Raw genomic sequence first — 24,096 nt, 5'->3', positions numbered from 1 at the left:
ACCCGCACCGGCCGGCGGGGCGCCAGCGCGGACACCACGTCGGCCGCGGAGCCCAGCTTCGGCTCGCCCAGCACCTCCTCGGCGATCCGGCGGACCTGCCAGCCGGTCTCGTCGTACCGGGCCAGCAGCTCCTCGCCCGTCGCCACACCGGCGTCGACGAGCAGCCGGGCCGTGGCGGCCACCGGATCCCCGTCCAGGTCGGCCGCGAGTTCCGCCGGGCTGCGGTACGCCGACTCAGCGTCCGCCCCGGCGTGCCCCATCAGCCGCACGGTGCGCAGGTGCAGCACGGCCGGGCGCCGGTGCCGACGCACCCAGGCCGCGGCCTCCGCCGCCACCGCGTACGCCTGCACGGGGTCGGCGCCGTCGGCGGACAGGTAGCGAATGCCCGGCCTCGACCGCAATGTCGCCTCCACCCAGCCCTCCGGGGAGCGGACGCTGATGCCCAACCCGTTGTCCTCGCAGACGAAGAGCACCGGGATGCGCAGCCCTGCGTGGTCGTACCACCCGGCGGTGTTGAAGGCGGCGGTGGCGCTGGCGTGGTTGACCGAGGCGTCGCCGAACGAGCAGACCACGATGGCGTCCGGTGGCCACGGGGCGTGCGCGGCGCCCGCCCCGCTGCCGACCCGCACCCCGGCGCCGGTACGCCGTCCGGCGCTGTCCAGCCGGCGCAGCCGTTCCACGGCCAGTCCCATCCCGACGGCCCGGGGCAGGTGCGAGGCGATCGTGGAGGTGGTCGGCACGACCGCCAGGTCGGCACGCCCGAACACCTTGTGCCGGCCGCCGGCGATCGGCTCCGCACTGGAGGCGACCATCCCGCGCAGCACGTCGCGGGCCGCGCCCGCGTACGCCGCGAACCCGCCGGTGGGCGGCGCGTCGCCGGCCGGCTCGGGCTCGGCCGCCTCGGCGGGTGGTTCCGCGTCGTCGGTGGCCTCCGGCGTGGCGGCGCTCTGGGCGGCGCGCACGCAGTAGAAGGCGCCCGAGCGGTAGTGCAGCAGCGCCGGGTCGGTGGGGCGCAGCGCGGCGGCGACCGCCGCGTTGCCCTCGTGCCCGGCCGAGCCGATGGTGTAGAAGCCCTCCCCGAAGCTGCGCAGCCAGCGGCCGGCCAGGTCGAGTTGCCGGCTGGTGATCTGCGCGTCGAACAGGTCCAGCAGTTGCGCGCCGGTCAGCGGGGCGTCGTCGGTGACCGGGTCGGCGGGGTCACGCCGCCGCTCGGCGGCGGGTAGCGCCGCCAGCGTCTCCCGGAAGCGGTCGTCGAGATCTTGCGGGGTGGTCACGTCGCACAGCATTACCGACGGAAGCCCTGGTCGCCCAGTGGGACACGGTTGGCGCGGGCCGACTCACCCCGGCTCGCAGGGCTCCGGGCAACCATCGTCGGACACCTTCCACACCAGGTCGCGCAGGGTGCCCAGCTCGCGGTCGGTCAGCCCGGCCAGGAGTCGGGAGTCGGACATCACGTCGGTCACCCGGTGCCGTACGCCCCGGCCCTTCCCGGTCACGACCAACGTCTTCTGCCGCCGGTCGACCGGGTCGGTGCGGCGCTCCACCAGGCCGGCCTGCTCCAGCTTGTCGACCAGCGCGGTCACGTTCGACCGGTCGCACCCGAGCCGCTCGGCGAGATCGCGGGCCGGCAGCGGCCGGTCCGGGTCCAGCTCGTGCAGGGCCCGGGCCACCGCCGGGGTGAGCCCCAGCTCGGAGAACGCGGCGTCCTGGCGGTGCCGCAGGGCGGCCGTCACGTGCGCCATCCGGCGCACGACGTCGCCGGCCAGGCCGGCGCGGTCCACCGGTCCGGTTGTCCCGGGAACGACCTCCTGCGTCACCGCCACATCGTACGCACGGCGCCGGCCGGCCAGCTCAGCGATCAGGTGCGGTCGCGCCGGTTGGTGAGCTGCGCCGGTCGGTGAGCTGCGCCGGCTGCTCAAGAAGGCTGACCCGCCGAGGGTGGATCGACCGCGGTGACCGGTGTTCGACTGCCGGCGACGGGCCGGGGCCCTCACCGTCACCTGCCGGCCACCGGGGCTCGCGAGGCTCCCGGAGTCACGAGAGATCGGACTCTGGGGAGGATTTCGTGTCACTGTCCCGACGTACCATCCTGCTGTCCGGCGCCGCCCTTGGCGCCGCCGGTGCGGTCACCGGGCTGCCGGTGGCGGTCGGCGCGGCGGCGGCCCGCCGCCCGCTCGCCTACCCGTTCACCCTCGGCGTGGCCTCCGGCGACCCCGACCACGACGGGTTCGTGCTGTGGACCCGCCTGGCCCCGCAGCCCCTCGCCGAGGACGGCCTCGGTGGCATGCCGGACCGCGACGTCCCGGTGCACTGGGAGCTGGCCGCCGACGAGCGGTTCCGGCACGTGCTGCGGCGCGGCGTGGCCGTTGCCCGCTACCGCTCGGCGCACAGCGTGCACGTGGAGCTGGCCGGCCTGCTGCCCGGGCGGGAGTACTTCTACCGGTTCCGGGCCGAGCGGCACCTCTCACCGGTCGGGCGCACCCGCACCGCCCCCGCGCCGTGGACCATGCCGGCGGCCCTGGCGATGGGCTTCGCGTCCTGCTCCCAGTACGAGCACGGCTACTTCACCGCCTACCGGCGGCTGGCCGAGACCGAGCCGGAGCTGATCCTGCACCTGGGCGACTACCAGTACGAGTACGCCCCGGACACGTACACCGTCCCGGGTGGCAACCCGCGCGACCACGAGGGGCCGGAGACCCGGACGCTGGCCAACTACCGGCAGCGGCACGCCCAGTACAAGACCGACGCCGACCTGCAGGCCGCGCACGCGGTGGCGCCCTGGGTGGTGGTCTTCGACGACCACGAGGTGGAGAACAACTGGGCCGACGAGGCGCCCGAGGCGCCGGACCCCGAGTTCCCCGCCCGGCGAGCGGCGGCGTTCCAGGCGTACTACGAGAACATGCCGCTGCGGCGTACCTCGATTCCGCGTGGCATCGACATGCAGCTCTACCGGCGGGTGCGCTGGGGGCGGCTAACCACCTTCCACATGCTCGACACCCGCCAGTACCGCGACGACCAGGCCTGCGGCGACGGCTACCGGGACTGCGCGGCGGCGGCCGACCCGGCCCGCTCGATCACCGGGGCGGAGCAGGAGGCGTGGCTGCTGGACGGCTTCCGCCGCTCGGACGCCCGCTGGGACATCCTGGGCCAGCAGGTCTTCTTCGCGCAGCGGGACAACAACGCCGGCCCACTCACCGTCACCAGCATGGACGCCTGGGACGGCTACGTCGCCTCCCGGGACCGGATCACCCGGGGCTGGCTGGCCGCCGGGGTGCGCAACCCGGTGGTGCTGACCGGCGACGTGCACGCGCACTGGGCCAGCGAGCTGAAGCTGGACTACGCGGACCCGACCTCGCGCACCGTCGGCACGGAGCTGGTCTGCTCCTCGATCACCTCGACCGGCGACGGCGCGGACTCGGCGTCCGGGTCCCACCCGTGGTTCGGCTTCAACCCGCACCTGCGCTTCCAGAACAACCTGCGGGGGTACGTGCGCACCACGATCACCCCGGGGCAGCTCGCCGCCGACTTCGACGTGCTGCCGTACGTCAGCCGACCGGGCGCGCCCGCGTACACCCGGGCCTCGTTCGTGATCGAGGACCGCGTGCCCGGCCTGCACCAGACGGCCGACAACCCGGTCCCGTCGGCGGCCCGCACGGCCGCGGGCGCGGGGGTGGACGACACGGTCCAGCGGGAGACGGTCCGCCCGTGACCGCCCGCCCCTGACCCCACGCCAAGATCCGTGCGACTTCAGGGAATGTGTCGCCTCTGCACGTGGTGAGGCAGCAGCTTCCCGGACGTTGCGCGGATCTTGGCGGTGGGGTCAGGGGCGGCACGTGGGCGGGTCGGGTGTCTCAGGCTGGGAGGAACGAGAAGCGGACCTGGCGGGTCGGGTTGTCGCCGTTGGTGTCGACCAGGCAGAGCGACTGCCAGGTGCCCAGCGCCAGCCGACCGCCGAGCACCGGCAGCGTGGCGTACGGGGGGACGAACGCCGGCAGCACGTGGTCACGGCCGTGGCCGGGCGAGCCGTGCCGGTGCCGCCAGCGGTCGTCGGTGGGCAGCAGCGCGTCGATGGCGGTGAGCAGGTCGTCGTCGGAGCCGGAGCCGGTCTCGATGATCGCCAGGCCGGCGGTGGCGTGCGGCACGAAGACGTGCAGCAGGCCGTCGCCCTCGCTGGAGACGAACGCCTGGGCCTCGGCGGTGATGTCCCGGACGGTCGGCCTCGACCCGGTCTGGACGGTGATCACGTCACTGCGCATACGTCGCATTCTGCCGCAGCGCGGGGTCGGGAGCGGCCGCCACCGCCACCTCCGCCGAGGTCGCCACCCCCGCCACCGCAGTCGCCCCGGCCCCACCCGTCCCAGCCACCCGAGTCGGACGGCAGTGGGCCCGGACAAGGGCGATCCGGCGGCCGTAGCGCTAAGTTACCGACGGGTACCTGTGTTGAGCATCGCGTCGAGGGGACCTAGACGTGACGACGGGTGCCACCAGGGGGCAGGATGGCGCTAGAGACCTATCCCACACACAACCGAGGGAACGCCTGTGGCTACGGAACGCAAGCGCCCGGTGATCAGCGACGGCCTACCGAGCCAGCTTCCGGACATCGACCCTGAAGAAACCAGCGAATGGGTCGAGTCGCTTGACGGTGTCATCGACGAGCGAGGCGCCAAACGCGCCCGCTACGTCATGCTGCGCCTGCTGGAGCGGGCCCGCGAGCGCCAGGTCGGGGTTCCGCCCCTGACCACCACCGACTACATCAACACGATCCCGTCTGAGCGCGAGCCGTGGTTCCCGGGCGACGAGCACGTCGAGCGGCGGATCCGGGCCTACGTCCGGTGGAACGCCGCGATGCTGGTGCACCGGGCGCAGCGCCCGGAGATCGGCGTCGGTGGGCACATCTCGACCTTCGCCAGCTCGGCGTCGCTCTACGAGGTGGGCTTCAACCACTTCTTCCGGGGCAAGAACCACCCGGGTGGCGGCGACCACATCTACTACCAGGGCCACGCCTCACCCGGCATGTACGCCCGGGCCTTCCTCGAGGGGCGGCTCAGCGAGCACCAGCTCGACGGCTTCCGTCAGGAGCTGTCGCACCCCGGCGGCGGGCTGCCGTCGTACCCGCACCCGCGGCTGATGCCGGACTTCTGGGAGTTCCCCACCGTCTCGATGGGCCTCGGCGGGCTGAACGCGATCTACCAGGCCCGGTTCAACCGGTACCTGCAGCACCGCGGCATCAAGGACACGTCGCAGCAGCACGTCTGGGCGTTCCTGGGCGACGGCGAGATGGACGAGCCGGAGACGCTCGGCGCCATCGGCCTGGCCGCCCGCGAGGAGCTGGACAACCTCACCTTCGTGATCAACTGCAACCTCCAGCGGCTGGACGGCCCGGTCCGTGGCAACGGCAAGGTCATGCAGGAGCTGGAGGCGTTCTTCCGGGGCGCCGGCTGGAACGTCATCAAGGTGGTCTGGGGCCGGGAGTGGGACCCGCTGCTCGCCGCGGACACCGACGGCGCGCTGGTCAACCTCATGAACACCACCACCGACGGTGACTACCAGACCTACAAGGCCGAGTCGGGCGCGTACGTGCGGGAGCACTTCTTCGGCCGCGACGCGCGCACCCGCAAGATGGTCGAGCCGCTGAGCGACGACGAGATCTGGAACCTCAAGCGGGGTGGGCACGACTACCGCAAGCTCTACGCGGCCTACAAGGCGGCCACCGAGCACACCGGGCAGCCCACCGTCATCCTGGCGAAGACGATCAAGGGCTGGACGCTCGGCTCGCACTTCGAGGGCCGCAACGCCACCCACCAGATGAAGAAGCTGACGCTGGAGGATCTGAAGACCTTCCGCGACCGCCTCTACCTGGACATCCCGGACTCGGCGCTGGAGGACAACCCCTACCTGCCGCCGTACTACCACCCGGGCGAGAAGTCCGAGGAACTGGCGTACCTGAAGGAGCGGCGCGAGCAGCTCGGCGGCTACCTGCCGTCCCGGCGGACCAGCAGCAAGCGGCTGGCGATCCCCGGCCCGGAGCGGTTCGCCGACGTCAAGCGCGGCTCGGGCAAGCAGAAGGTGGCCACCACGATGGCCTTCGTCCGCCTGCTCAAGGACGTCATGAAGGACAAGGAGTTCGGCAAGCGCTGGGTGCCGATCATCCCGGACGAGGCGCGCACCTTCGGCCTCGACTCGATCTTCCCGACCGCGAAGATCTACTCGCCGCACGGCCAGCGCTACACCTCGGTCGACCGGGAGCTGTTCCTGTCGTACAAGGAGTCGACCACCGGGCAGATCCTGCACGAGGGGATCAACGAGGCCGGCTCGGTCGCCTCGTTCACCGCCGCGGGCTCGGCGTACGCCACCCACGACGAGCCGATGATCCCGATGTACATCTTCTACTCGATGTTCGGGTTCCAGCGGACCGCCGACGGGCTGTGGGCGGCGGCCGACCAGATGGCGCGGGGCTTCCTGCTCGGCGCCACCGCGGGGCGGACCACGCTCAACGGTGAGGGCCTCCAGCACGAGGACGGTCACTCGATGCTGATCGCCGCCACCAACCCGGCGGTGGTCGCGTACGACCCGGCGTTCTCCTTCGAGATCGCGCACATCATGGAGAACGGCCTGCACCGGATGTACGGGGACGCGCAGGAGAACGTCTTCTACTACCTGACGGTCTACAACGAGCCGATCCTCCAGCCGGCCGAGCCGGCCGGGGTGGACGTGGAGGGCCTGCTCAAGGGCATCTACCGCTACTCCCCGGCGCCGCAGGTCGACGGCCCGAAGGCCAACGTGCTCGCCTCCGGCACCGGCATGCAGTGGGCGCTCAAGGCCCAGCAGCTGCTCGCCCAGGACTGGGGGGTGGCCGCGGACGTGTGGTCGGTGACCTCCTGGACCGAGCTGCGCCGCGACGCGGTGGAGTGCGAGGAGTTCAACCTGCTCAACCCGGGCGCCGAGGCGAAGGTGCCGTACGTCCAGCAGAAGCTGGCCGACGCGGACGGGCCGAAGGTCGCGGTCAGCGACTGGATGCGGGCCGTTCCGGACCTGATCGCCCGCTGGGTGCCCGGTGACTACACGTCGCTCGGCACCGACGGTTTCGGCATGTCGGACACCCGGCACGCGCTGCGCCGGCACTTCCACGTCGACGCCGAGTCGATCGTGGTCGCCACGCTGCGGCAGCTCGCCCGCAGCGGCGCGGTGGCGGCCACCGTGCCGGCCGAGGCCGCGAAGAAGTACGCGATCGACGACGTCAACGCCGCCCCGGTCGGCGAGACCGGCGGCGACAGCTGAACCCAGCACGACCAGGAAGGGCCCGGCGCACCCGCGCCGGGCCCTTTTGGTGCACCCGCACCCTCGCCCCGTGCTCCCGATCGACCGGGCGGACGGTGGGTGAGACGGGGCGGCGGCGGTCCGGGGTCCCTGGCGGGGACCCGGGCCACCGCCGGGGCGGGTGACGCCGGGGACTCGGCGGATCAGCCGACGGCGGCCAGGTCGGTCAGCCGGGCCAGCGAGTCCTCCAGGTCCGCGCCGACCCGGCGCAGGCCCAGGCGCAGCAGGGCCGCCTTGACCGGGCCGGCCGGCCAGCGGACCACGATGAGCCGCACGATGGTCCCGCCCTCCTCCTCCTCGTCGGGAGTGAGCTGGACGTAGATCTCGGTGCGCGCCTCCGCGCGAGCACCGGCGCCCTTGGCCCGTTCCCGCCAGCCGATCAGAGTCGGCTCCTGGTAGGCGATCACCTCGGCCTCATGCGCCGAGCCGCGCCCCGCCTGGACCAGCTGCCGCCGGCCGAAGCCCTCTCCCGAGAGCACCTCGGCCGCGCGGACCCCCGCCAGCCAGGCCGGCAACTGCTCGGCCCGCTGTACGACGTCCCAGACCACTTCCACCGGCGCCGCCACGTGCGCACTGCGTTCCACGAGGATCATTTCCGTCTTTCCTCCAGTGAGGACATCCCACGATATCGGCACTCTATGCGCAAAATCGGACTTACCAGGACGGGTTCGGAAAAAGACACGCCGATCAACCATTGCGCATCGCGTCATCCCGGCCTATGGCGCATTCATCCGGAGCGCCCTAAAGTCCCGAGCACGTTTCACGTTGACCGGGAGGGCGCATGTCGACCGCACCGATGCCCGAGTTCCCCACCGGCTTCCGCTGGGGCGTCTCCACGTCGGCCCACCAGATCGAGGGGGCCACCACAGCGGACGGACGCGGACCGTCCATCTGGGACACCTTCGCCGACTCCCCCGGCCGGATCAGCGACGGCAGCACCGGCGCGGTCGCCTGCGACCACTACCACCGGCACAGCGAGGACGTCGCGCTGCTGGCCGGGCTGGGCGTCTCGGCGTACCGGTTCTCCATCGCCTGGCCCCGCGTGCAGCCCACCGGCGCCGGCCCGGCCAACGCCGCCGGCCTGGACTTCTACGACCGGCTGGTGGACGAGCTGCTGGCCGCCGGCATCGACCCGGTGGCCACCCTCTACCACTGGGACCTGCCCCAGCCCCTGGAAGACGCCGGCGGCTGGCTGCACCGCGACACCGCGGCCCGGTTCGCCGAGTACGCCGACCTGACCGCCGCCCGGCTCGGTGACCGGGTCCGCCTCTGGATCACCCTGAACGAGCCGTTCATCCACATGAGCCTCGGCTACGGCATGGGCGTGCACGCCCCCGGCCGGATGCTGCTCTTCGACGCCTTCCCGGTCGCCCACCACCAACTGCTCGGGCACGGGCTCGCGGTCGCCGCGCTACGGGCCCGCACCGCCAGCCCGGTGGCGATCGCCAACAACTACTCACCCGTGCGGGTGCTCGGCGACAGCGACGCCGACCGGGCCGCCGGGGCCGCGTACGAGGCGTTGCACAACCGGCTCTTCACCGACCCGCTGCTGGGCCGGGGCTACCCGGAGCTGCCGGGCTTCGACGCCGGTGTCATCCACGGCGGCGACCTGGAGACGATCGCCGCGCCGATCGACGTGCTCGGGGTCAACTACTACAACCCGACCGGCGTACGCGCCGCCGAGGAGGGCTCGCCGCTGCCGTTCGACCTGGTGCCGCTGGAGGGCTACCCGCGCACCGCCTTCGACTGGCCGGTGGCCCCCGACGGGCTGCACGACCTGCTCGGCTGGCTGCGCGACACGTACGGCGAGGCGCTGCCGCCGATCGAGATCACCGAGAGCGGCTGCGCGTACGACGACGTGCCGGACGCCGAGGGGCGGGTCGCGGACCCGGACCGGATCGCGTACCTCGACGGGCACCTGCGGGCGGTGCGGGCCGCCATCGACGACGGGGTCGACGTGCGCGGGTACTTCGTCTGGTCGCTGCTGGACAACTGGGAGTGGGCCGAGGGGTTCACCAAACGCTTCGGTCTGGTGCACGTCGACTACGCCAGCCAGACCCGGACGCCGAAGTCCTCGTACACCTGGCTGCGGGACGTGATCGCGGCCAGCCGGCCGGGGTCGGCGCGGTGACCACCCTCGACCCGACCCCGGCGTCGCTGCCGGCGGCGCTCGCCGAGCCGACGGTGCCGGTCCGGCGCAGCTGGATCGGGCTGGTCTTCGCGGCCAACCTCGGGGTCTGGATGGCGTTCTTCACGCCGATCCAGGTGCTGCTGCCGCAGCAGATCGAGCGGATCGCGCCGGGCGACAAGGAGGCCATGCTGGCCGTGGTCACCGGCCTGGGCGCGCTGGCCGCGGTGCTCGCCAACCCCCTCGCGGGCGCGCTGTCCGACCGCACCTGTCTGCGGGTGGCCGGCCGCGAGTTCGGCCGCCGGCACGTCTGGACCGCCGGCGGGGCGCTGCTCGGCGCGGCGGCCCTGGTGCTGCTGGCCCAGCAGCGGACCATCCTCGGGGTCGCCGTCGGCTGGGTGGCCGCGCAGGTCTGCTTCAACGCGATGCTGGCCAGCCTCACCGCGGCCATCCCGGACCGGGTGCCCGTGGTGCAGCGCGGCGGGGTCTCCGGCTGGGTCGGCATCCCGCAGGCGCTCGGGCTGGTGCTCGGCGCCGTGCTGGTCACCGCCCTGGTCACCGGCAACGCCGCCGGATACCTCGCCATCGCGGTGGCCATCCTGCTGCTGTCCCTGCCGTTCGCGCTGCTCACCCCCGACGACCCGCTGCCCCGGGCGCACCGGCCGGCGCTGCGGGCGCGGGCGCTGCTGGCCTCGATGTGGATCAGCCCCCGCCGGCACCCGGACTTCGCCTGGGCCTGGATCACCCGGTTCCTGGTCCAGCTCGGCAACGCCCTGGGCACCCTCTACCTGCTGTACTTCCTCACCGACGGGGTGCGCCACCCCGATCCCGAGGGCGGCCTGCTCGTGCTGATCCTGCTCTACACGCTCGGCATGATGCTGACCGCCGTGGTCGCCGGGCGGCTGTCCGACCGCTCCGGGCGGCGCAAGGTCTACGTCATCACCTCCGGGCTGATCATGGCGGTGGCGGCCCTGCTGCTCGCCGTCGCGCCGGTCTGGCCGATGGCTATCGTCGCCGCGCTGCTGCTCGGCGCCGGGTACGGCGTCTACCTCTCGGTGGACGCCGCGCTGATCACCCAGGTGCTCCCCCGGGCCACCGACCGGGCCAAGGACCTCGGCGTGATCAACATTGCCAACTCGGCGCCGCAGGTGCTCGGCCCCGCGCTCTCCGCCCCGCTCGTGGTCCACCTCGGCGGCTACCCCACGCTCTACGCGGTCACCGCCGCGGTCACCCTGGTCGGCAGCGCCCTGGTCGTCAAGATCCGCTCGGTCCCCTGAGTCCGGGGGCCGGGGCGGCAGGGGGTCCTGGAGGAAACCGGTCGCCGGCCGCCGTAGGCTGGGGGACGTGACAGTACGTGTGCGCTTCGCCCCCTCCCCGACCGGTATGTTCCACGTCGGCGGCGCCCGCTCGGCGCTGCAGAACTGGATCTACGCCAAGCAGCAGGGCGGGGTGTTCGTGCTGCGCGTCGAGGACACCGACGCGGCGCGCAACAAGCCCGAATGGACCGAGGGCATCCTCTCCGCGCTGGACTGGATCGGCATCTCCCGCGGCAGCTACGAGGGGCCGTACTTCCAATCGCAGAACGCCGGCGAGCACCGGGCCGCCGCCGCCCGGCTCTACGAGTCGGGCCGCGCGTACTACTGCGACTGCACCCGCGAGGACGTGCAGGCCCGCACCGGCTCGCAGTACCAGGGCTACGACGGCTACCACCGCGACCTCGGCCTGGGCCCGGGTGAGGGTCGGGCGCTGCGCTTCCGTACGCCGGACGAGGGCGCGACCGTGGTGGTCGACCTGATCCGTGGCGAGCCCACCTTCGAGAACAAGCTCATCGAGGACTTCGTCATCGCCCGGGGCGACGGTTCGCCGGTCTTCCTGCTCGCCAACGTCGTCGACGACATGACCATGGGGATCACCCACGTGATCCGGGCCGAGGAGCACCTGCCCAACACCCCCAAGCAGCAACTGCTCTGGGACGCCCTCGGGGTCAAGCCGCCGGTCTGGGCGCACGTGCCGGTGGTGGTCAACGAGAAGCGGCAGAAGCTCTCCAAGCGCCGCGACAAGGTGGCCCTGGAGGCGTACCGCGAGGAGGGCTACCTCGCCGACGCGATGCGCAACTACCTGATGCTGCTCGGCTGGGCGCCCTCCGGCGACCGGGAGATCGTCCCGTGGTCGGTGATCGAGGAGGAGTTCCGGCTGGAGGAGGTCAACACCTCCCCGGCGTTCTTCGACGAGAAGAAGCTGCGCGCGTTCAACGGCGACTACATCCGGGCGCTGCCGGTGGCCGAGTTCATCGACGCCTGCCAGCCGTGGCTGACCGGCACCGACACCATCGCGCCGCCGCCGTGGCAGCCCGAGGAGTACGACGCCGACGCGTTCGCCGCCGTGGCGCCGCTGGCCCAGACCCGGATCTCGGTGCTCAGCGAGATCGTGCCGAACGTGGACTTCCTCTTCCTGGCCGCACCACTGATCGACGAGGCCGCCTGGGCCAAGACCATGAAGGACGGCTCCGCCGACCTGCTGGACGCGGCCGTCGCGGCGTTCGAGGCGCTGGAGACCTGGGACGCCGAGTCGCTGAAGTCGACGCTGGAGGCGGTCGGCGCCGAGCGCGGCCTCAAGCTCGGCAAGACGCAGGCGCCGGTCCGGGTCGCGGTCACCGGTCGTACCGTCGGCCTGCCGCTGTTCGAGTCGCTGGAGGTGCTCGGCCGCGAGCGCAGCCTGACGCGGATGCGCGCGGCCCGGCTCCGCCTGGTCTGACCGCCTCCGCCGCGCCACGCCGCCCCGCTCGACTGCGGGGCGGCTGCCCGAGGGTCGGCCAGGCGTGTGGATCGGGCTCAGCCGCGGGTGGCCCGGCGGCGGAGCAGGAACCCGCTCACCAGGGCGGCGAGCACCAGGGCGCCGAATGCCCAGAGCCACCAGCGGTGACCGGAGTCGCCGCGCTCCTGCGCCAGCGGCACGACCGCCGTCGGGCTACCGCCCTCCGCGACGGGTGACGCCGACGCCGGCCCGGCCGACGGCGAGCCCGCAGCACCCGGCGTCGCGGCAGTGCCACCGCTGACCGATGGCAGGGCGGACGGGCTCGCCGACGGGTCGGCGGCCGTGCCGGTGGTGAGGGTGAACCGCACCTCGCCCTTCACCGGGTGCCCGTCGCCGGAGGCGACCTGGTAACCGACGATGTAGAGCCCCGCGGCCGCCGGCCTGAACGGCACGCGTACCCGGCTGCCGGCGAAGGCCGGTGGGCCGCCAGCGACCACATTGTCCGGTCCGGTTACTGTGATCTTCGTCGTAGCCGGGTCCGGCCTGGACAGGAAACGAAGCTCGATCCGGGTGGGCGCGGTGGCCACCCGGGCACCGTCGCGCGGGTCGCTGCCGGTCAGCGAGTTGTGCGCCGCGGCCGGCGTCGCCGGCACCAGAAGCGACACACCGCACGCCACGCCGAGCACCACTGGCACGACCCGCGCCAAACGTGTAACCCTGCCCCCCATGAACCCCTCCGTAAGGGTACGATCCGCCCGCTGATCAAACCGCTCCTCATTAGTCGAGCAGAGATCGCAGATAGTTCCAATTACTGTTCCACAAGCTGCAAATCATCGACGTTCTGCGACTCTGTGAGAGTGGCCCCGACCGCCCGGTCGGTCCGCCACCGACCAATCGATCCGGACGTCACTGCGAAGCCATCCATCGAACGGGGCGAGGAGGCGGGATGGTCCGACAGATGAGGCGGTGGGTCGCCGTGCTGGCGGGCACGCTGGCCACGGCGCTGCTGCCCCTCGGCACCGCCGGTCCGGCCCAGGCCGCACCGAAGCCCGCGCCCGCCGCGGTGGACATCACCGGCCCGGGGCTGTCCGAACCGCTGCGGCTGCGTACGGAAACGCAGCCCGCGCACGTGGTCGCGGTCATCGACCAGGTCAACTTCCTCGGCCGCACCGGCCTGGCGAAAGGCCCGAAGGCGGCCGACCTCGGTCCGAAGTACACGGTCGTGGTGCTCGCCGGGGAGACGCCGAAGCAGACGTACGACCTCTACCCCAAGGCGGTCGGCGGCCCGCGGATCTACCGGCCGGCGAAACAGCCGGGCGCCGGCAAGACCAGCGCGGGTTGGTTCCTCGGCCGGCTCAGCATGTCCGAGACGCTGCGCACCGCCGGAGTGCCGCTGGAGCGGCAGTTCGACACGGTCAGCGGCGGTGTCGGCGGCGGCGAGCGGGTGCTCCCGGAGGACACTCTCGACCCGGCCAAGGACATCGACGAGGCGCTCGGCGAGTTGCAGCACCTGCTGCTGCTCAACGTCGCGGTGATGCTGACCATCACGGTCGGCCTCGCCGGGATCGCGCTGCTGATCCGCCGTCGCACCCGCTGACGCGCACCAGGACGGTCTGACCGGCGGCGCTGACCGGCCAGCGCCGCCGGTCACCTGGTCAGCACCAGCGGCGCGGTGGGCGCTCCCGACGGGTGGCCCGCTGACGCGGCCGGACCGGCCCGTGCCGGTGGGCGCCGGCCCAGCCGGGCAGCTCACTGCGGCACCCGGCGACGGCGTCGGGCTCGGGATCCCCGGGCAGCGCCGGCTCGGCGGCCCGCTGGCGGGGCACCGGAAGGTCGTCGTCGACCCGGTCGGCCGGGCGACCGGTGGTCGGCTCCGCCGGGTGTGACGGCATGCCGCCGACCGTGCGACGGTGCTTGCCGGCCGCCTGCGGGTCGTGGTGCCCCGGCCGGCAGGGCTCGCCCTGGGCACAGCCGGGCTCGGCCTCCCCGTGCGCCATCCCGGTCTCCTCACGCTCGCACTCACCCGCGGGTGCTCCCCCCGACGTGCCCTGCCACCGTACTGGCCGGGGCCGACGGGTCGCGCACGGCGTACCCCCGGGTCAGGGCTTCGGGCGGCGAGGGAACAGGGTCTCCCAGACCGGGAAGGCGACCAGCCAGATCACGATGGCGACGGTGAGCTTCTGGATCCAGTTGCCCAGTTCACGGGTGCGTTCCGCGTCGTTCACCCAGAGGATCGCGGCCCCGAGCAGACCGCAGGCGACGGCCCAGCCGAGCAGTGCCTTGCCCCACTCGCGCCACTCGTGACGGGTGCGGGCCCAGCCGTGGCGGGGCGGCCGGGCCGGTGGCGGGCCGCCGGCGAACCGGTGGGCGAAGCGCTGGTCCGCCCAGCGCACCATCGAGTGCCCGAAGGCCACCGAGAAGCCCAGGTAGGCGGCGGCAAGGCCGTGGCTGACACCGGCGGTCGCGCCGCAGCGCAGGTCGATCACCGTCGCCCCCAGCAACGCCAGGTCCACCAGGGGTACGCACACCAGCAGCGCACCGCCGAGCCGTGGCCGGCGCAGCGGGTAGCGGGCCACCAGCCCGGCGGCGAGCACCACCCAGAACGCGACCTCACACCCGATGATCACCGCGACCAACACGTCGACCTCCCCGTCTCGTCACCCAGCGTCGCCGGTCGGCGGGGCGTCGGCCTCGACGCGGGAGACGAGATCCGGGTCCGCCCTTCGACGGACCCGGCGACGGTCGGTACCGGCGGCTCGGCCGGCACGCTCAAGGCGTGCGCTGGACCTCCAGGTCGGCGCGCGGTGGGCGTACCCCTTTCGGCGCATGCCGGGTCCGGCGGGGTCCTCCCCCGGTGGGAGTCCGACGGTCGGCGGCTGTGGTGGGATCGGGGGTATGCGACCGCCACCGTGGCTCGGCTCCGGCACCCGCGGCCGGGACCTCGCGCTGGCCGGCGCGTCGCTGGCCGGCGGCCTGGTGCTGTGGACCCTCGGTTGGCAACCGCAGATCCGTCCGCACCCGGACGTGCCGCCCGCCCTGTTCCTGCCGCCGCTGCTGGCCATGTGCGGGGCCGTGGGCCTGCGCCGCGTCGCCCCCCGCACCAGCCTGGCCGTCGGCACCGGGGCGGTGGTCGTGGACATCGCGCTCGGCGGCTCGCTGGGGACGATCCTGATCTACACCCAGGTGCTCTACGACGCCTGCGTGTACGGCCCGCCACGGCTGTGGCGGTGGCTGCTGCGGGTGAGCGTCGGGCTGAGCCTGGCCGGCGCGGTGGTCGGCGTGCTCCTCTCCGACCAGTGGAGCGGTGTCGCCGTCGGGGTGCTGGTGGTGCTCGTCGGCCTGCTGCCGGTGCTGACCGGGATCAGCGTGCGGCAGTACCGCGACCAGGCCGCCGCCGAGCGGGCCCGGGCCGAGCAGACCGCCCGGCTGGTCGAGCTGGACCGGCGGCAGGCGGTCAGCGCCGAACGGGCCCGGATGGCCCGGGAGCTGCACGACGTGGTCGCCAACCACCTCAGCGCGGTGGCCATCCACGCCACCGCCGTGCTGTCGGTGCCGGGGCTGGACCGTGGCCAGGTCGAGTCGGCGTTGCGGGTGATCCGGGAGAGCAGCGTGCAGGGCCTGGCGGAGATGCGGCAGATGATCGAGCTGCTGCGCGAGCCGGGTGCCGGCGGGGGCCGGGCGTCGGCGGCCGACGGCGGCGCGCTGCCGGAGACGGTCACCGCGCGGCTCGCCGAGGCGGACCGGCTGGTCGAGCGGATCCGTGCCGCGGGCCTCGCGGTGCGGGTCCGCACCGACGGCACGCCCGGCCCGTTGCCGGTGGGGGTGGATCTCGCGGCGTACCGGATCGTGCAGGAGTCGCTGACCAACGCGCTCAAGCACGGCGCGGGCGAGGCGGAGCTGACGATCGCGTACCGGCCGGCGGAGGTGGTGCTGACGGTGGAGAACCCGGTCCGCCGGGACGGGACCGGACTGCCCGGCGCCGGGGCCGGGCTGATCGGAATGCGGGAGCGCGCCACGCTGCTGGCGGGCCGGTTCAGCGCCGGGCCGCAGGACGGCCGCTGGCGGGTCCAGGCCGCGCTGCCCACCCGGGAGGACGGGTGACCGGCACGGCCCGGGCACCGGGCGACGCCAGCACGGCCCGGGCACCGGGCGACGCCGGCACGGCCCGGGCTCCGGGCGACGCCGGGAGAGCGGGCGGTTCGACGGAACCGGCGGTCCGGGTGGTGTTGGCGGATGACCAGCCGGCCGTACGGGCCGGGCTGACGCTGATCCTGGCCGGCGCACCCGGCGTCGAGGTGGTCGGCGAGGCGGGCGACGGCGACGAGGCGCTACGGCTGTGCCGGGAGCTGCGGCCCGACGTGGCGGTGCTCGACATCCGGATGCCGCGCCGGGACGGGATCTCCGCGACCCGGGCGATCGTCGCCGAGGGGCTCGCCGACGTGCTGGTGCTCACGACCTTCGACCTGGACGAGTACGTCTTCGGGGCGCTGCGCGCCGGCGCGGCCGGTTTCCTCCTCAAGGACACCGACGCCCCGGGGCTGGTCGCGGCGGTGCGGACGGTGGCGCGCGGGGACGGTTTCATCGCCCCCGCCGTGACCCGGCGGTTGATCGCGGCCTTCGCGGCGACCGCTCCGGGCGCGTCGGCGGCCACCCGGGCTGCCCTGGACACGCTCACCCCGCGGGAGCGGGACGTGCTGGCCTGCCTCGGCCTGGGGCTGTCCAACCAGCAGATCGCCGACCGGCTGGCGATGGCGGAGAGCACCACCAAGACGCACGTGAGCCGGATCCTGGCGAAGCTGGACCTGCGCAGCCGGGTGCAGGCCGCGATCCTGGCCCAGGAGCTGGGCCTGCCGGCCCCTGCCCCGCCACCGTGATGGGGGGGCCGGGCCGGCCCGGCATGAAGATCCAGGTCAGCGCGTGTCAGGCTAGGGCGGTGAGTACGCCGGGCGGTGGGGAGCTGACGGCCACGCTGCGCCAGATCGAACGCGCGGCGGGGGCGCTGGCCACCGCCAGCGTGGCCCGGATGGACGAGACACTGCCCTGGTTCCGCGCCCTGCCGGCCGACCAGCGCTCCTGGGTGATGCTGGTGGCCCAGGCCGGCGCCCGGTCACTGGTGCAGTGGCTGCGCGACGGCGGCGGCACGGCGGACAGCACCCAGGAGGTGTCCGACGAGGTCTTCGCGGCCGCTCCCGAGGCGCTGGCCCGGTCGATCACCCTCCAGCAGACCGTGGCACTGATCAAGGTGACCATCGACGTGGTCGAGGAGCAGGTCTCGCAGCTGGCCGCCCCCGGTGAGGAGCAGCAGCTACGCGAGGCGGTGCTGCGCTTCTCCCGCGAGATCGCGTTCGCCGCCGCCCGGGTGTACGCGCGGGCCGCCGAGTCACGCGGCGCGTGGGACGCCCGGCTACAGGCCCTGCTGGTGGACGCGCTGCTGCGCGGTGACTCGCCGGACGTGCTGGCCAGCCGTGCGGCGGCGCTGGGCTGGTCGGACGCGCCGCCGGTCGCGGTGGCGGTCGGCCGCTCCCCCGGCGGGGAGGTCTCGGCGGTGCTGCACGTGGTGTACCGGCAGGCCCGGCGGATCGGTGTGGAGGTCATCGGCGGGGTGCACGGCGACCGGCTGGTGATCGTGCTGGGCGGGGCGGCGGATCCGCTGGGCGCCACCGGCAAGCTGCTGACCGCGTTCGGGGACGGGCCGGTGGTGGTGGGTCCGGCCGTACCCAGCCTGGACGAGGCGACGGAGTCGGCGCGGGCCGCGCTGGCCGGCTACCGTGCGGCGCCGGCCTGGCCGACGGCGCCCCGGCCGGTGCCGGCCGCCGACCTGCTGCCGGAGCGGGCCCTCGCCGGCGACGCGGAGGCCCGCCGCCGGCTGCGGCACGACGTGTACGCGACGCTGGTGCGCGCCGGTGGGGAGCTGCTGGAGACGCTGGACGCCTTCCTGGCCGCCGGGGGCACGCTGGAGAGCGCGGCGCGCGCGTTGTTCGTGCACCCGAACACGGTGCGCTACCGGCTCCGCCGCATCGCCGAGGTGACGGGGTTCTCGCCGCTGTCGCCCCGGGACGTGTTCGCCCTCCAGGTGGCGCTGACCGTCGGCCGGCTGGACCCGGTGGTCCCGGTCACCTCGTCTGTCCCGACCCAGACATTGGCCCCGGCCGTCCGGAAAACGGCCCAAACAGGTGACGATCACCGCCGATCTTTGTAGGAACCCTCCAAAGGTTCTAGTGTGGTTTGGTCGAGGCCGGCACCGCGTTACCCACGCGTATCCAGGAGAGTCATAGGCGTGCTCGCCGTACTCAGTCCCGGCCAGGGTTCCCAGAAACCTGGCTTCCTGACCCCCTGGCTCGACCTGACCGGCACCGAGGCGCGTCTGCGCTGGTGGTCAGCCCTGGCCGGGGTCGACCTGGTGCATCTGGGCACCGACGCCGACGCCGACGAGATCAAGGACACCGCCCGCACCCAGCCACTGCTGGTCGCGGCGGCGCTGCTCGCGGCCGAGCACCTCCCGCTGCACGACGTGACTCTCACCGCCGGCCACAGCGTCGGCGAGCTGGGCGCCGCGGCGCTGGCCGGCGTGCTGCCGGCCGAGGCCGCCATCACCCTCGCCGGCGTCCGGGGCCGCGAGATGGCCGCCGCGTGCGCGCTGGAGCCCACCGGGATGGCCGCCGTGCTCGGCGGCGACCCGGATGAGGTGCTCGCCGCGATCGCCGCGCACGGGCTGCACCCGGCCAACCGCAACGGCGCCGGGCAGATCGTCGCCGCCGGCGCGCTGGACGGGCTGGACAAGCTCGCCGCCGAGCCGCCGGCGAAGACCCGGGTCATCCGGCTCCAGGTGGCCGGCGCGTTCCACACCCCGTACATGGCGCCGGCCGAGACGGCGCTGGCCGCGGTGGCCGCCGGGATCACCCCGACCGACCCGGCCCGGATCCTGCTGTCGAACCTCGACGGCGCCGCGGTCAACCACGGCCGGGAGATGGTGCAGCGCCTCGTCCGCCAGGTCACCGCGCCGGTCCGCTGGGACCTGTGCATGCGCACGCTGGCCGACCTGGGCGTGACCGGCGTGATCGAGCTGCCGCCGGCCGGCACGCTCGCCGGGCTGGTCAAGCGGGAGCTGAAGGGCGAGGGCGCCCCGGAGATCGTCACGCTCAACACCCCCGACGACCTGCCCGCCGCGCGCAACCTGATCGCGCGGCACGGCATGACGCCCAGCCACCAGCCGACCATGCGGTTCCGCGTGGTGGTGGCGCCGTCCGCCGGCACCTTCGCCCCGTCCGCGCAGCTGACCGAGGGCGGGACGATCCGCGCCGGCCAGGTCGTCGGGCACATCGGCACCCGGCAGGGGCCGGTCGAGGTGACCGCGCACCAGGGCGGGGTCCTCACCGAATGGCTCGCCCACCACGACGACCCGGTCGCGCCGGGCCAACCGCTCGCCCGCATCGGAGGTCTTTCATGACTGGCAGTCGCATCGTCTCGATGGGGCACTACCAGCCCTCCCGGGTGGTGACCAACGACGACATCGCCCAGCTCGTGGACACCAACGACGAGTGGATCCGGGACCGCGTCGGCATCGTCACCCGGCGGATCGCCGACAGTGAGACGGTGGCCGACATGGCCGCCGCCGCCGCGGGCAAGGCTCTGGCCAACTCCGGCCTGACCGCCGCCGACATCGACCTGGTCGTGGTCGCCACCTGCACCTCGGTCGACCGCAGCCCCAACGTGGCCTGCCGGGTCGCCGCCAAGCTGGGCATCGCCGCGCCGGGCGCGTACGACATCAACACCGCCTGCTCGGGCTTCGCCTACGCGCTGGGCACCGTCGACCACGCTATCCGGGCCGGGGCGTCGCGCAACGCCATCGTCATCGGCGCCGAGAAGCTCTCCGACTTCACCGACTGGACCGACCGCTCCACCTGCATCATCTTCGCCGACGGCGCCGGCGCCGCGGTGGTCAGCGCGACCGCCGACGACGAGCCGTCCGGGATCGGTCCGGTGGTCTGGGGTTCCGCGCCGGAGAAGAGCGACGCGGTCCGCATCGAGGGCTGGCGCCCGTACGTCCAGCAGGAGGGGCAGGCGGTCTTCCGCTGGGCCACCACCGCGCTGGCGCCGCTGGCCCTTCAGGCGTGCGAGCGGGCCGGGGTCGACCCGTCGGAGCTGGCCGCGTTCGTGCCGCACCAGGCCAACGCCCGGATCATCGACGGCATCGCCAAGCGGCTCAACATCCCGAACGCGATCATCGCGAAGGACATCGTCGAGTCCGGCAACACCTCGGCGGCGAGCGTGCCGCTGGCCCTGTCGAAGCTGGTCGAGCGGCGGGAGGTGCCCTCGGGCGCCCCGGTGCTGCTGTTCGGCTTCGGCGGTGGCCTGACCTACGCCGGTCAGGTCGTCCGCTGCCCCTGATGACCCCTCGGGCGCGCACGCGCCCGGGAGTGGCGGCTGGCGACGCCGGCCGCCGGAGAACCCCCGATGAAAGGAACCAACCGCAATGACCCGTGACGAGATCACCACCGGCCTCGCCGAGATCCTCGAAGAGGTTGCCGGGGTGAACCCGGACGACGTGGCCGAGGGGAAGTCCTTCACCGACGACCTCGATGTCGACTCGCTCTCCATGGTGGAGGTCGTGGTGGCCGCCGAGGAGAAGTTCGGCGTCAAGATCCCGGACAACGAGGTGCAGAACCTCAAGACCGTCGGGGACGCTGTCACCTACATCGAGGCGCAGTCCTGATCATGAGTCGTCCTGACGTCGTCGTCACCGGGCTCGGCGCGACGACCCCGCTTGGCGGGGACGTCGCGTCGACCTGGGACGCCATGCTCGCCGGCCGCTCCGGGGTGAGTGCCCTCACCCAGGAGTGGGCCGCGCAACTGCCGGTCCGGATCGCCGCCCAGCTCGCCGTGGAGCCGTCCGAGGTGCTGGACCGGGTCCGCCTGCGCCGGCTGGACCGCTCGGAGGCGATCGCCATCATCGCCGCGCAGCAGGCCTGGGCGGACGCCGGCCTGGCCGACTCCGGCCTCGACGGGGAGCGGCTGGCCGTCAGCGTCGGCTCCGGCATCGGCGGCGCCACCACCCTGCTCGCCCAGGACGACATCCTGGAGGCGTCCGGGCCGCGGCGGGTCTCCCCGCACACCATCCCGATGCTGATGCCGAACGGTCCGGCCGCCTGGGTCGGCCTGGAGCTGGGCGCCAAGGCCGGCGTGCACTCGGTGGCGAGCGCCTGCGCCACCGGCGCCGAGGCGATCGCGCTCGGTCTGGACATCATCCGCGCCGGCCGGGCCGACGTGGTGGTGGCCGGCGGCACCGAGGCGGTCATCCACGCGCTGCCGATCGCCGGGTTCAGCTCGATGCGGGCCATGTCGACCCGCAACGACGAGCCGGAGAGGGCCTCCCGCCCGTGGGACCGGGGCCGTGACGGCTTCGTCCTCGGCGAGGGCGCCGGCATCGTGGTGCTGGAGCGGGCCGAGCACGCCGCGGCGCGGGGCGCCCGGGTGTACGCGCGCCTGGCCGGCGCCGGCATCACCTCCGACGCGTACGACATCGTGCAGCCGCACGCCGAGGGTGAGGGCGCCATCCGGGCCATCGCCCGGGCGATCGCGGACGCGGACGTCGCCAAGCGGGACATCGTGCACGTCAACGCGCACGCCACGTCGACCCCGGTCGGCGACATGCTGGAGATCGGCGCGCTGCACAAGGCGCTCGGTGACCACCCGGTGCTGGCCGCGACGAAGTCGATGACCGGTCACCTGCTCGGTGCGGCCGGCGCGCTGGAGTCGATCGCCACGATCCTGGCCATCCGCGACGGTGTCGTTCCTCCGACGATCAACCTCGACGACCCGGACGACGGTCTCACCCTGGAGGTGGCCGCCCACAAGGCACGTCACATGGAGATCCCCGCGGCGCTGAACAACGCGTTCGGTTTCGGTGGCCACAACGTGGCCCTCGTCTTCGCGCGGCCCTGACACCCCCCGTAGCGGTAAGGAAGGGCTCCTTCTCATCGTGAGGTGAGAAGGAGCCCTTCCTTCGTTCAGCCGCGGTTGCGGGGATGCTGCCTGGCGGTGCGCTCGTTGCCCCGGCGGTAGTTGCCGGTCCAGCGGGCCATCACCAGTTGCGGGTCGTCGTCCACCTCGTCGAGGAACTCCGCCGCCCGACCGCCGCGCAGTGTGCTGACCACCCGGCCGTGATGCGTGATCACCACCGCGCCGTCGGCCCGTTCGACGTACCCGAACCCCTGGGCTTCTCCCATGCCAGCAGAGGTTGCCAACCCGCCCCGCCCCGCGCGAGCCAGTTTCCCAGGGCCGGGCCGGAACGCCGTCGGGTCAGGTGCGGCAGGTGGTGGCCGGCAGACCGGGTACGGCCACCGGGGACCGGCCGCCCGGACGGGCCTTTCCGGCCAGCACGGCCGCCAGCGCGGTCATCGACGCGCGGCTGGACGAGTACGTGGCGAGCAGCGTCGGCGACGCCGCCTTGGCCAGCACGTACGGGGTGTCCATGGCGACCGTGACCGCCGCGTCGGCGCGCAGGTCACCGGCGCCGTCGCCGTAGCCGACCAGGTGCACGACCGTGCCGCCGCTGGGCTTCACCGTCACGCCGGCCGCGGTCAGCGCGTCGGTGAGCGCGGCCCGGGTGCCGTCCCGGCCGCCGGAGGAGGTGACGGTGACCGGACCGCGTACCGCACCGCCGCAGGCGCCCTTCAGCACGGTGACCGCGCCGGCGGCCAGCGCCTCGGCGGCCGCCCGGTGCGCCGGCGCGCCGAGCGTGGACATCTGCGCGGACGGCAACGCCGCCAGCCGGAACTTCATGGTCAGTACCCGGGTGACCGCCTCGACCAGCCGGGCCCGGGCCAGCGACCCGCCGCGCAGGGCGGCGAGCAGCCCGTCGTACGCCTGGCCGACGTTCGGGGTCATCAGGATCAAATCGTTGCCGGCGTTCAGGGCCCGGACCGCGGCCTCGCCGGGGGCCCAGCGCTTCGCCGGCGGCATGTTCATGCCGTCGGTGACCACCACGCCGGTGAAGCCGAGCTGGCCGCGCAGCACGTCGGTGAGCAGCTTGTGCGAGAAGGTCGCCGGCGTCCCCGGGTCGATGGCCCGCGCGTCCAGGTGACCGGACATCACCGCCATCGCCCCGGCGTCGATGCCGGCGGTGAACGGTGGCCACGCGCCGCTCTTCAGCGCCGCCGCGGACTGGGTGAGCACCGGCAGGTCCTGGTGCGAGTCGTCGGCGCTGTGGCCGTGACCCGGGAAGTGCTTCAGGGTGGCGGCGACGCCCACCGCCTGGAGGCCACGGACGGCGCCGCCGACCTGCGCCGCGGTCCGTTTCGGGTCGGAGCCGTAGGAACGGGAGCCGATCACCGCGCTGCGGGTGGCCAGCACGTCGGCCACCGGGGCGAAGTCGATGTTGATGCCCATCGCGGCCAGCTCGGCGCCGGCGGCCCGCCAGGCGGCCTCGGTCAGCGCCGGGTCGCCGGCCGCACCGGCGGCGAGGGCGCTGGGCAGCACGGTGACGCCGTCGGTGATCCGGGTGACCACCCCGTACTCCTGGTCGGTGCCGACCAGGAAGGGCGCGGGGCCGGCGGCGAGCCGGCCGGCGGCGGCCCGCAGCCCGCCGGTCAGCTCGTGCACCTGCTTCGGGTTGTCGACGTTGGTGGTCTCCTGGTTGCCCTTGGTCGGGTCGTCGGCGCTGAACCCGACAAGGATCAGCCCGCCCAGCCGGTACTTGGCGATCATCTCGGCCGGCGTGTCGACGCCGGCCAGCGCCTGGTTGCCGGCCGCCGAACCGGACGAGACCTTCGTGGCGGAGTCGCCGTAGGCGTACGGCATCAGCACCTGGCCGACCAGGTCCTCGTCGGAGAGCGTGGCGACCAGCGCGGCGGCGCGGGCGGCGGGGTCGCCGGCCGGCGTCGGGGCCGGGGTGCTGG

Annotated in this window: 22 protein-coding genes; 13 read left to right on the top strand and 9 right to left on the bottom strand. The window is 73.7% G+C overall.

Translation table 11 applies throughout. The annotated features are described in order from the left end of the window. The coding region (locus DKT68_RS04250; RefSeq protein WP_236646707.1) for a thiamine pyrophosphate-dependent enzyme at positions 1–1,286 on the bottom strand (1,286 nt) is incomplete at its 3' end. Between the two features lie 51 nt (positions 1,287–1,337). Then, complete coding sequence (locus tag DKT68_RS04245) at positions 1,338–1,742, bottom strand: MarR family winged helix-turn-helix transcriptional regulator (RefSeq protein WP_109816123.1); 405 nt, start codon at positions 1,740–1,742, stop codon at positions 1,338–1,340. Positions 1,743–2,065: 323 nt separating this feature from the next. On the opposite strand from DKT68_RS04245, the gene DKT68_RS04240 reads away from it, so the two are divergent. Next, the gene (locus tag DKT68_RS04240) at positions 2,066–3,709 is read left to right on the top strand and encodes an alkaline phosphatase D family protein (protein ID WP_109816121.1); all 1,644 of its coding nucleotides are present in this window, start codon (positions 2,066–2,068) and stop codon (positions 3,707–3,709) included. 142 nt (positions 3,710–3,851) lie between these two features. Here DKT68_RS04240 and DKT68_RS04235 read toward each other — a convergent pair whose 3' ends face one another. Further along, on the bottom strand, positions 3,852–4,256 hold the full coding sequence (locus DKT68_RS04235; RefSeq protein WP_201748894.1) for a YjbQ family protein: 405 nt from the start codon (positions 4,254–4,256) through the stop codon (positions 3,852–3,854). Between the two features lie 283 nt (positions 4,257–4,539). On the opposite strand from DKT68_RS04235, the gene aceE reads away from it, so the two are divergent. Next, on the top strand, positions 4,540–7,278 hold the full coding sequence (gene aceE / locus DKT68_RS04230) for a pyruvate dehydrogenase (acetyl-transferring), homodimeric type (protein WP_109816119.1): 2,739 nt from the start codon (positions 4,540–4,542) through the stop codon (positions 7,276–7,278). 182 nt (positions 7,279–7,460) lie between these two features. Here the strand turns inward: aceE and DKT68_RS04225 are convergent, their stop codons facing one another. After that, entirely contained in the window at positions 7,461–7,910 is a 450-nt protein-coding gene (locus tag DKT68_RS04225) for an SRPBCC family protein (protein ID WP_074313361.1), read from the bottom strand. A gap of 188 nt (positions 7,911–8,098) precedes the next feature. Between DKT68_RS04225 and DKT68_RS04220 the strand changes: the two genes are divergently transcribed. From DKT68_RS04220 to gltX, 3 genes are all read left to right on the top strand, one after another. Next, positions 8,099–9,448, top strand: coding sequence for a GH1 family beta-glucosidase (locus tag DKT68_RS04220; protein ID WP_109816118.1), 1,350 nt, complete (start codon positions 8,099–8,101; stop codon positions 9,446–9,448). Next, positions 9,445–10,722, top strand: coding sequence for an MFS transporter (locus DKT68_RS04215; RefSeq protein ID WP_109816117.1), 1,278 nt, complete (start codon positions 9,445–9,447; stop codon positions 10,720–10,722). Before DKT68_RS04220 ends, DKT68_RS04215 begins: the two co-directional genes overlap by 4 nt. 67 nt (positions 10,723–10,789) lie before the next feature. Then, complete coding sequence (gltX, locus tag DKT68_RS04210) at positions 10,790–12,199, top strand: glutamate--tRNA ligase (RefSeq protein WP_109816116.1); 1,410 nt, start codon at positions 10,790–10,792, stop codon at positions 12,197–12,199. A gap of 77 nt (positions 12,200–12,276) precedes the next feature. Here gltX and DKT68_RS04205 read toward each other — a convergent pair whose 3' ends face one another. Further along, positions 12,277–12,906, bottom strand: a complete 630-nt coding sequence (locus DKT68_RS04205) for a copper resistance CopC family protein (RefSeq protein WP_236646706.1) — start codon at positions 12,904–12,906, stop codon at positions 12,277–12,279. Positions 12,907–13,145: 239 nt separating this feature from the next. On the opposite strand from DKT68_RS04205, the gene DKT68_RS04200 reads away from it, so the two are divergent. Next, positions 13,146–13,796, top strand: a complete 651-nt coding sequence (locus DKT68_RS04200) for a hypothetical protein (protein ID WP_109816114.1) — start codon at positions 13,146–13,148, stop codon at positions 13,794–13,796. A 58-nt stretch (positions 13,797–13,854) separates the two neighbouring features. Here DKT68_RS04200 and DKT68_RS04195 read toward each other — a convergent pair whose 3' ends face one another. Continuing rightward, positions 13,855–14,196, bottom strand: coding sequence for a hypothetical protein (locus tag DKT68_RS04195; protein ID WP_109816113.1), 342 nt, complete (start codon positions 14,194–14,196; stop codon positions 13,855–13,857). Positions 14,197–14,298: 102 nt separating this feature from the next. Continuing rightward, positions 14,299–14,838 carry a hypothetical protein gene (locus DKT68_RS04190; RefSeq protein WP_109816112.1) on the bottom strand — a complete coding sequence of 180 codons (540 nt, stop codon included), beginning with the start codon at positions 14,836–14,838 and terminating at the stop codon, positions 14,299–14,301. Positions 14,839–15,094: 256 nt separating this feature from the next. Here DKT68_RS04190 and DKT68_RS04185 point away from each other — a divergent pair, with 256 nt between their 5' ends. From DKT68_RS04185 to fabF, 7 genes are all read left to right on the top strand, one after another. Further along, positions 15,095–16,300 (top strand): sensor histidine kinase, encoded by a 1,206-nt coding sequence (locus DKT68_RS04185; RefSeq protein WP_109816111.1) that lies wholly within the window; start codon positions 15,095–15,097, stop codon positions 16,298–16,300. Between the two features lie 119 nt (positions 16,301–16,419). Beyond that, complete coding sequence (locus DKT68_RS04180; protein ID WP_109816122.1) at positions 16,420–17,073, top strand: response regulator; 654 nt, start codon at positions 16,420–16,422, stop codon at positions 17,071–17,073. 59 nt (positions 17,074–17,132) lie between these two features. Further along, positions 17,133–18,398 carry a PucR family transcriptional regulator gene (locus DKT68_RS04175; RefSeq protein WP_109816110.1) on the top strand — a complete coding sequence of 422 codons (1,266 nt, stop codon included), beginning with the start codon at positions 17,133–17,135 and terminating at the stop codon, positions 18,396–18,398. Positions 18,399–18,476: 78 nt separating this feature from the next. Continuing rightward, positions 18,477–19,646: an acyltransferase domain-containing protein gene (locus tag DKT68_RS04170; RefSeq protein ID WP_109816109.1), complete on the top strand. Its 1,170-nt coding sequence runs from the start codon at positions 18,477–18,479 to the stop codon at positions 19,644–19,646. Then, positions 19,643–20,587 carry a beta-ketoacyl-ACP synthase III gene (locus tag DKT68_RS04165; protein ID WP_109816108.1) on the top strand — a complete coding sequence of 315 codons (945 nt, stop codon included), beginning with the start codon at positions 19,643–19,645 and terminating at the stop codon, positions 20,585–20,587. The genes DKT68_RS04170 and DKT68_RS04165 overlap by 4 nt, the downstream gene beginning before the upstream one ends. A gap of 85 nt (positions 20,588–20,672) precedes the next feature. After that, positions 20,673–20,912, top strand: a complete 240-nt coding sequence (locus tag DKT68_RS04160; protein ID WP_088960922.1) for an acyl carrier protein — start codon at positions 20,673–20,675, stop codon at positions 20,910–20,912. 2 nt (positions 20,913–20,914) lie between these two features. After that, on the top strand, positions 20,915–22,141 hold the full coding sequence (fabF, locus tag DKT68_RS04155) for a beta-ketoacyl-ACP synthase II (protein WP_109816107.1): 1,227 nt from the start codon (positions 20,915–20,917) through the stop codon (positions 22,139–22,141). A 65-nt stretch (positions 22,142–22,206) separates the two neighbouring features. Here the strand turns inward: fabF and DKT68_RS04150 are convergent, their stop codons facing one another. Both DKT68_RS04150 and DKT68_RS04145 read right to left on the bottom strand, forming a co-directional pair. After that, a complete protein-coding gene (locus DKT68_RS04150) occupies positions 22,207–22,425 on the bottom strand; it encodes a hypothetical protein (RefSeq protein ID WP_109816106.1) in 219 nt (72 codons plus the stop codon). A gap of 73 nt (positions 22,426–22,498) precedes the next feature. Then, a partial coding sequence (locus DKT68_RS04145; RefSeq protein WP_109816105.1) for a glycoside hydrolase family 3 protein occupies positions 22,499–24,096 on the bottom strand: 1,598 nt, incomplete at its 5' end.

Origin of the sequence: Micromonospora acroterricola, assembly GCF_003172955.1 — a bacterium.
GTDB lineage: Bacteria > Actinomycetota > Actinomycetes > Mycobacteriales > Micromonosporaceae > Micromonospora > Micromonospora acroterricola.
Note: the sequence above shows the minus strand (reverse complement) of the source record. Positions and strands in the feature narration are given on the sequence as shown.

Excerpts from the sequence above, each read along its gene's own strand:
- DKT68_RS04245 (WP_109816123.1), bottom strand. The coding sequence starts at position 1,742 with ATGGCGCACGTGACGGCCGCCCTGCGGCACCGCCAGGACGCCGCGTTC.
- DKT68_RS04235 (WP_201748894.1), bottom strand. The coding sequence starts at position 4,256 with ATGCGCAGTGACGTGATCACCGTCCAGACCGGGTCGAGGCCGACCGTC.
- DKT68_RS04225 (WP_074313361.1), bottom strand. The coding sequence starts at position 7,910 with ATGATCCTCGTGGAACGCAGTGCGCACGTGGCGGCGCCGGTGGAAGTG.
- DKT68_RS04220 (WP_109816118.1), top strand. The coding sequence starts at position 8,099 with ATGTCGACCGCACCGATGCCCGAGTTCCCCACCGGCTTCCGCTGGGGC.
- DKT68_RS04200 (WP_109816114.1), top strand. The coding sequence starts at position 13,146 with ATGGTCCGACAGATGAGGCGGTGGGTCGCCGTGCTGGCGGGCACGCTG.
- DKT68_RS04195 (WP_109816113.1), bottom strand. The coding sequence starts at position 14,196 with ATGGCGCACGGGGAGGCCGAGCCCGGCTGTGCCCAGGGCGAGCCCTGC.
- DKT68_RS04185 (WP_109816111.1), top strand. The coding sequence starts at position 15,095 with ATGCGACCGCCACCGTGGCTCGGCTCCGGCACCCGCGGCCGGGACCTC.
- DKT68_RS04165 (WP_109816108.1), top strand. The coding sequence starts at position 19,643 with ATGACTGGCAGTCGCATCGTCTCGATGGGGCACTACCAGCCCTCCCGG.
- DKT68_RS04160 (WP_088960922.1), top strand. The coding sequence starts at position 20,673 with ATGACCCGTGACGAGATCACCACCGGCCTCGCCGAGATCCTCGAAGAG.
- fabF (WP_109816107.1), top strand. The coding sequence starts at position 20,915 with ATGAGTCGTCCTGACGTCGTCGTCACCGGGCTCGGCGCGACGACCCCG.
- DKT68_RS04150 (WP_109816106.1), bottom strand. The coding sequence starts at position 22,425 with ATGGGAGAAGCCCAGGGGTTCGGGTACGTCGAACGGGCCGACGGCGCG.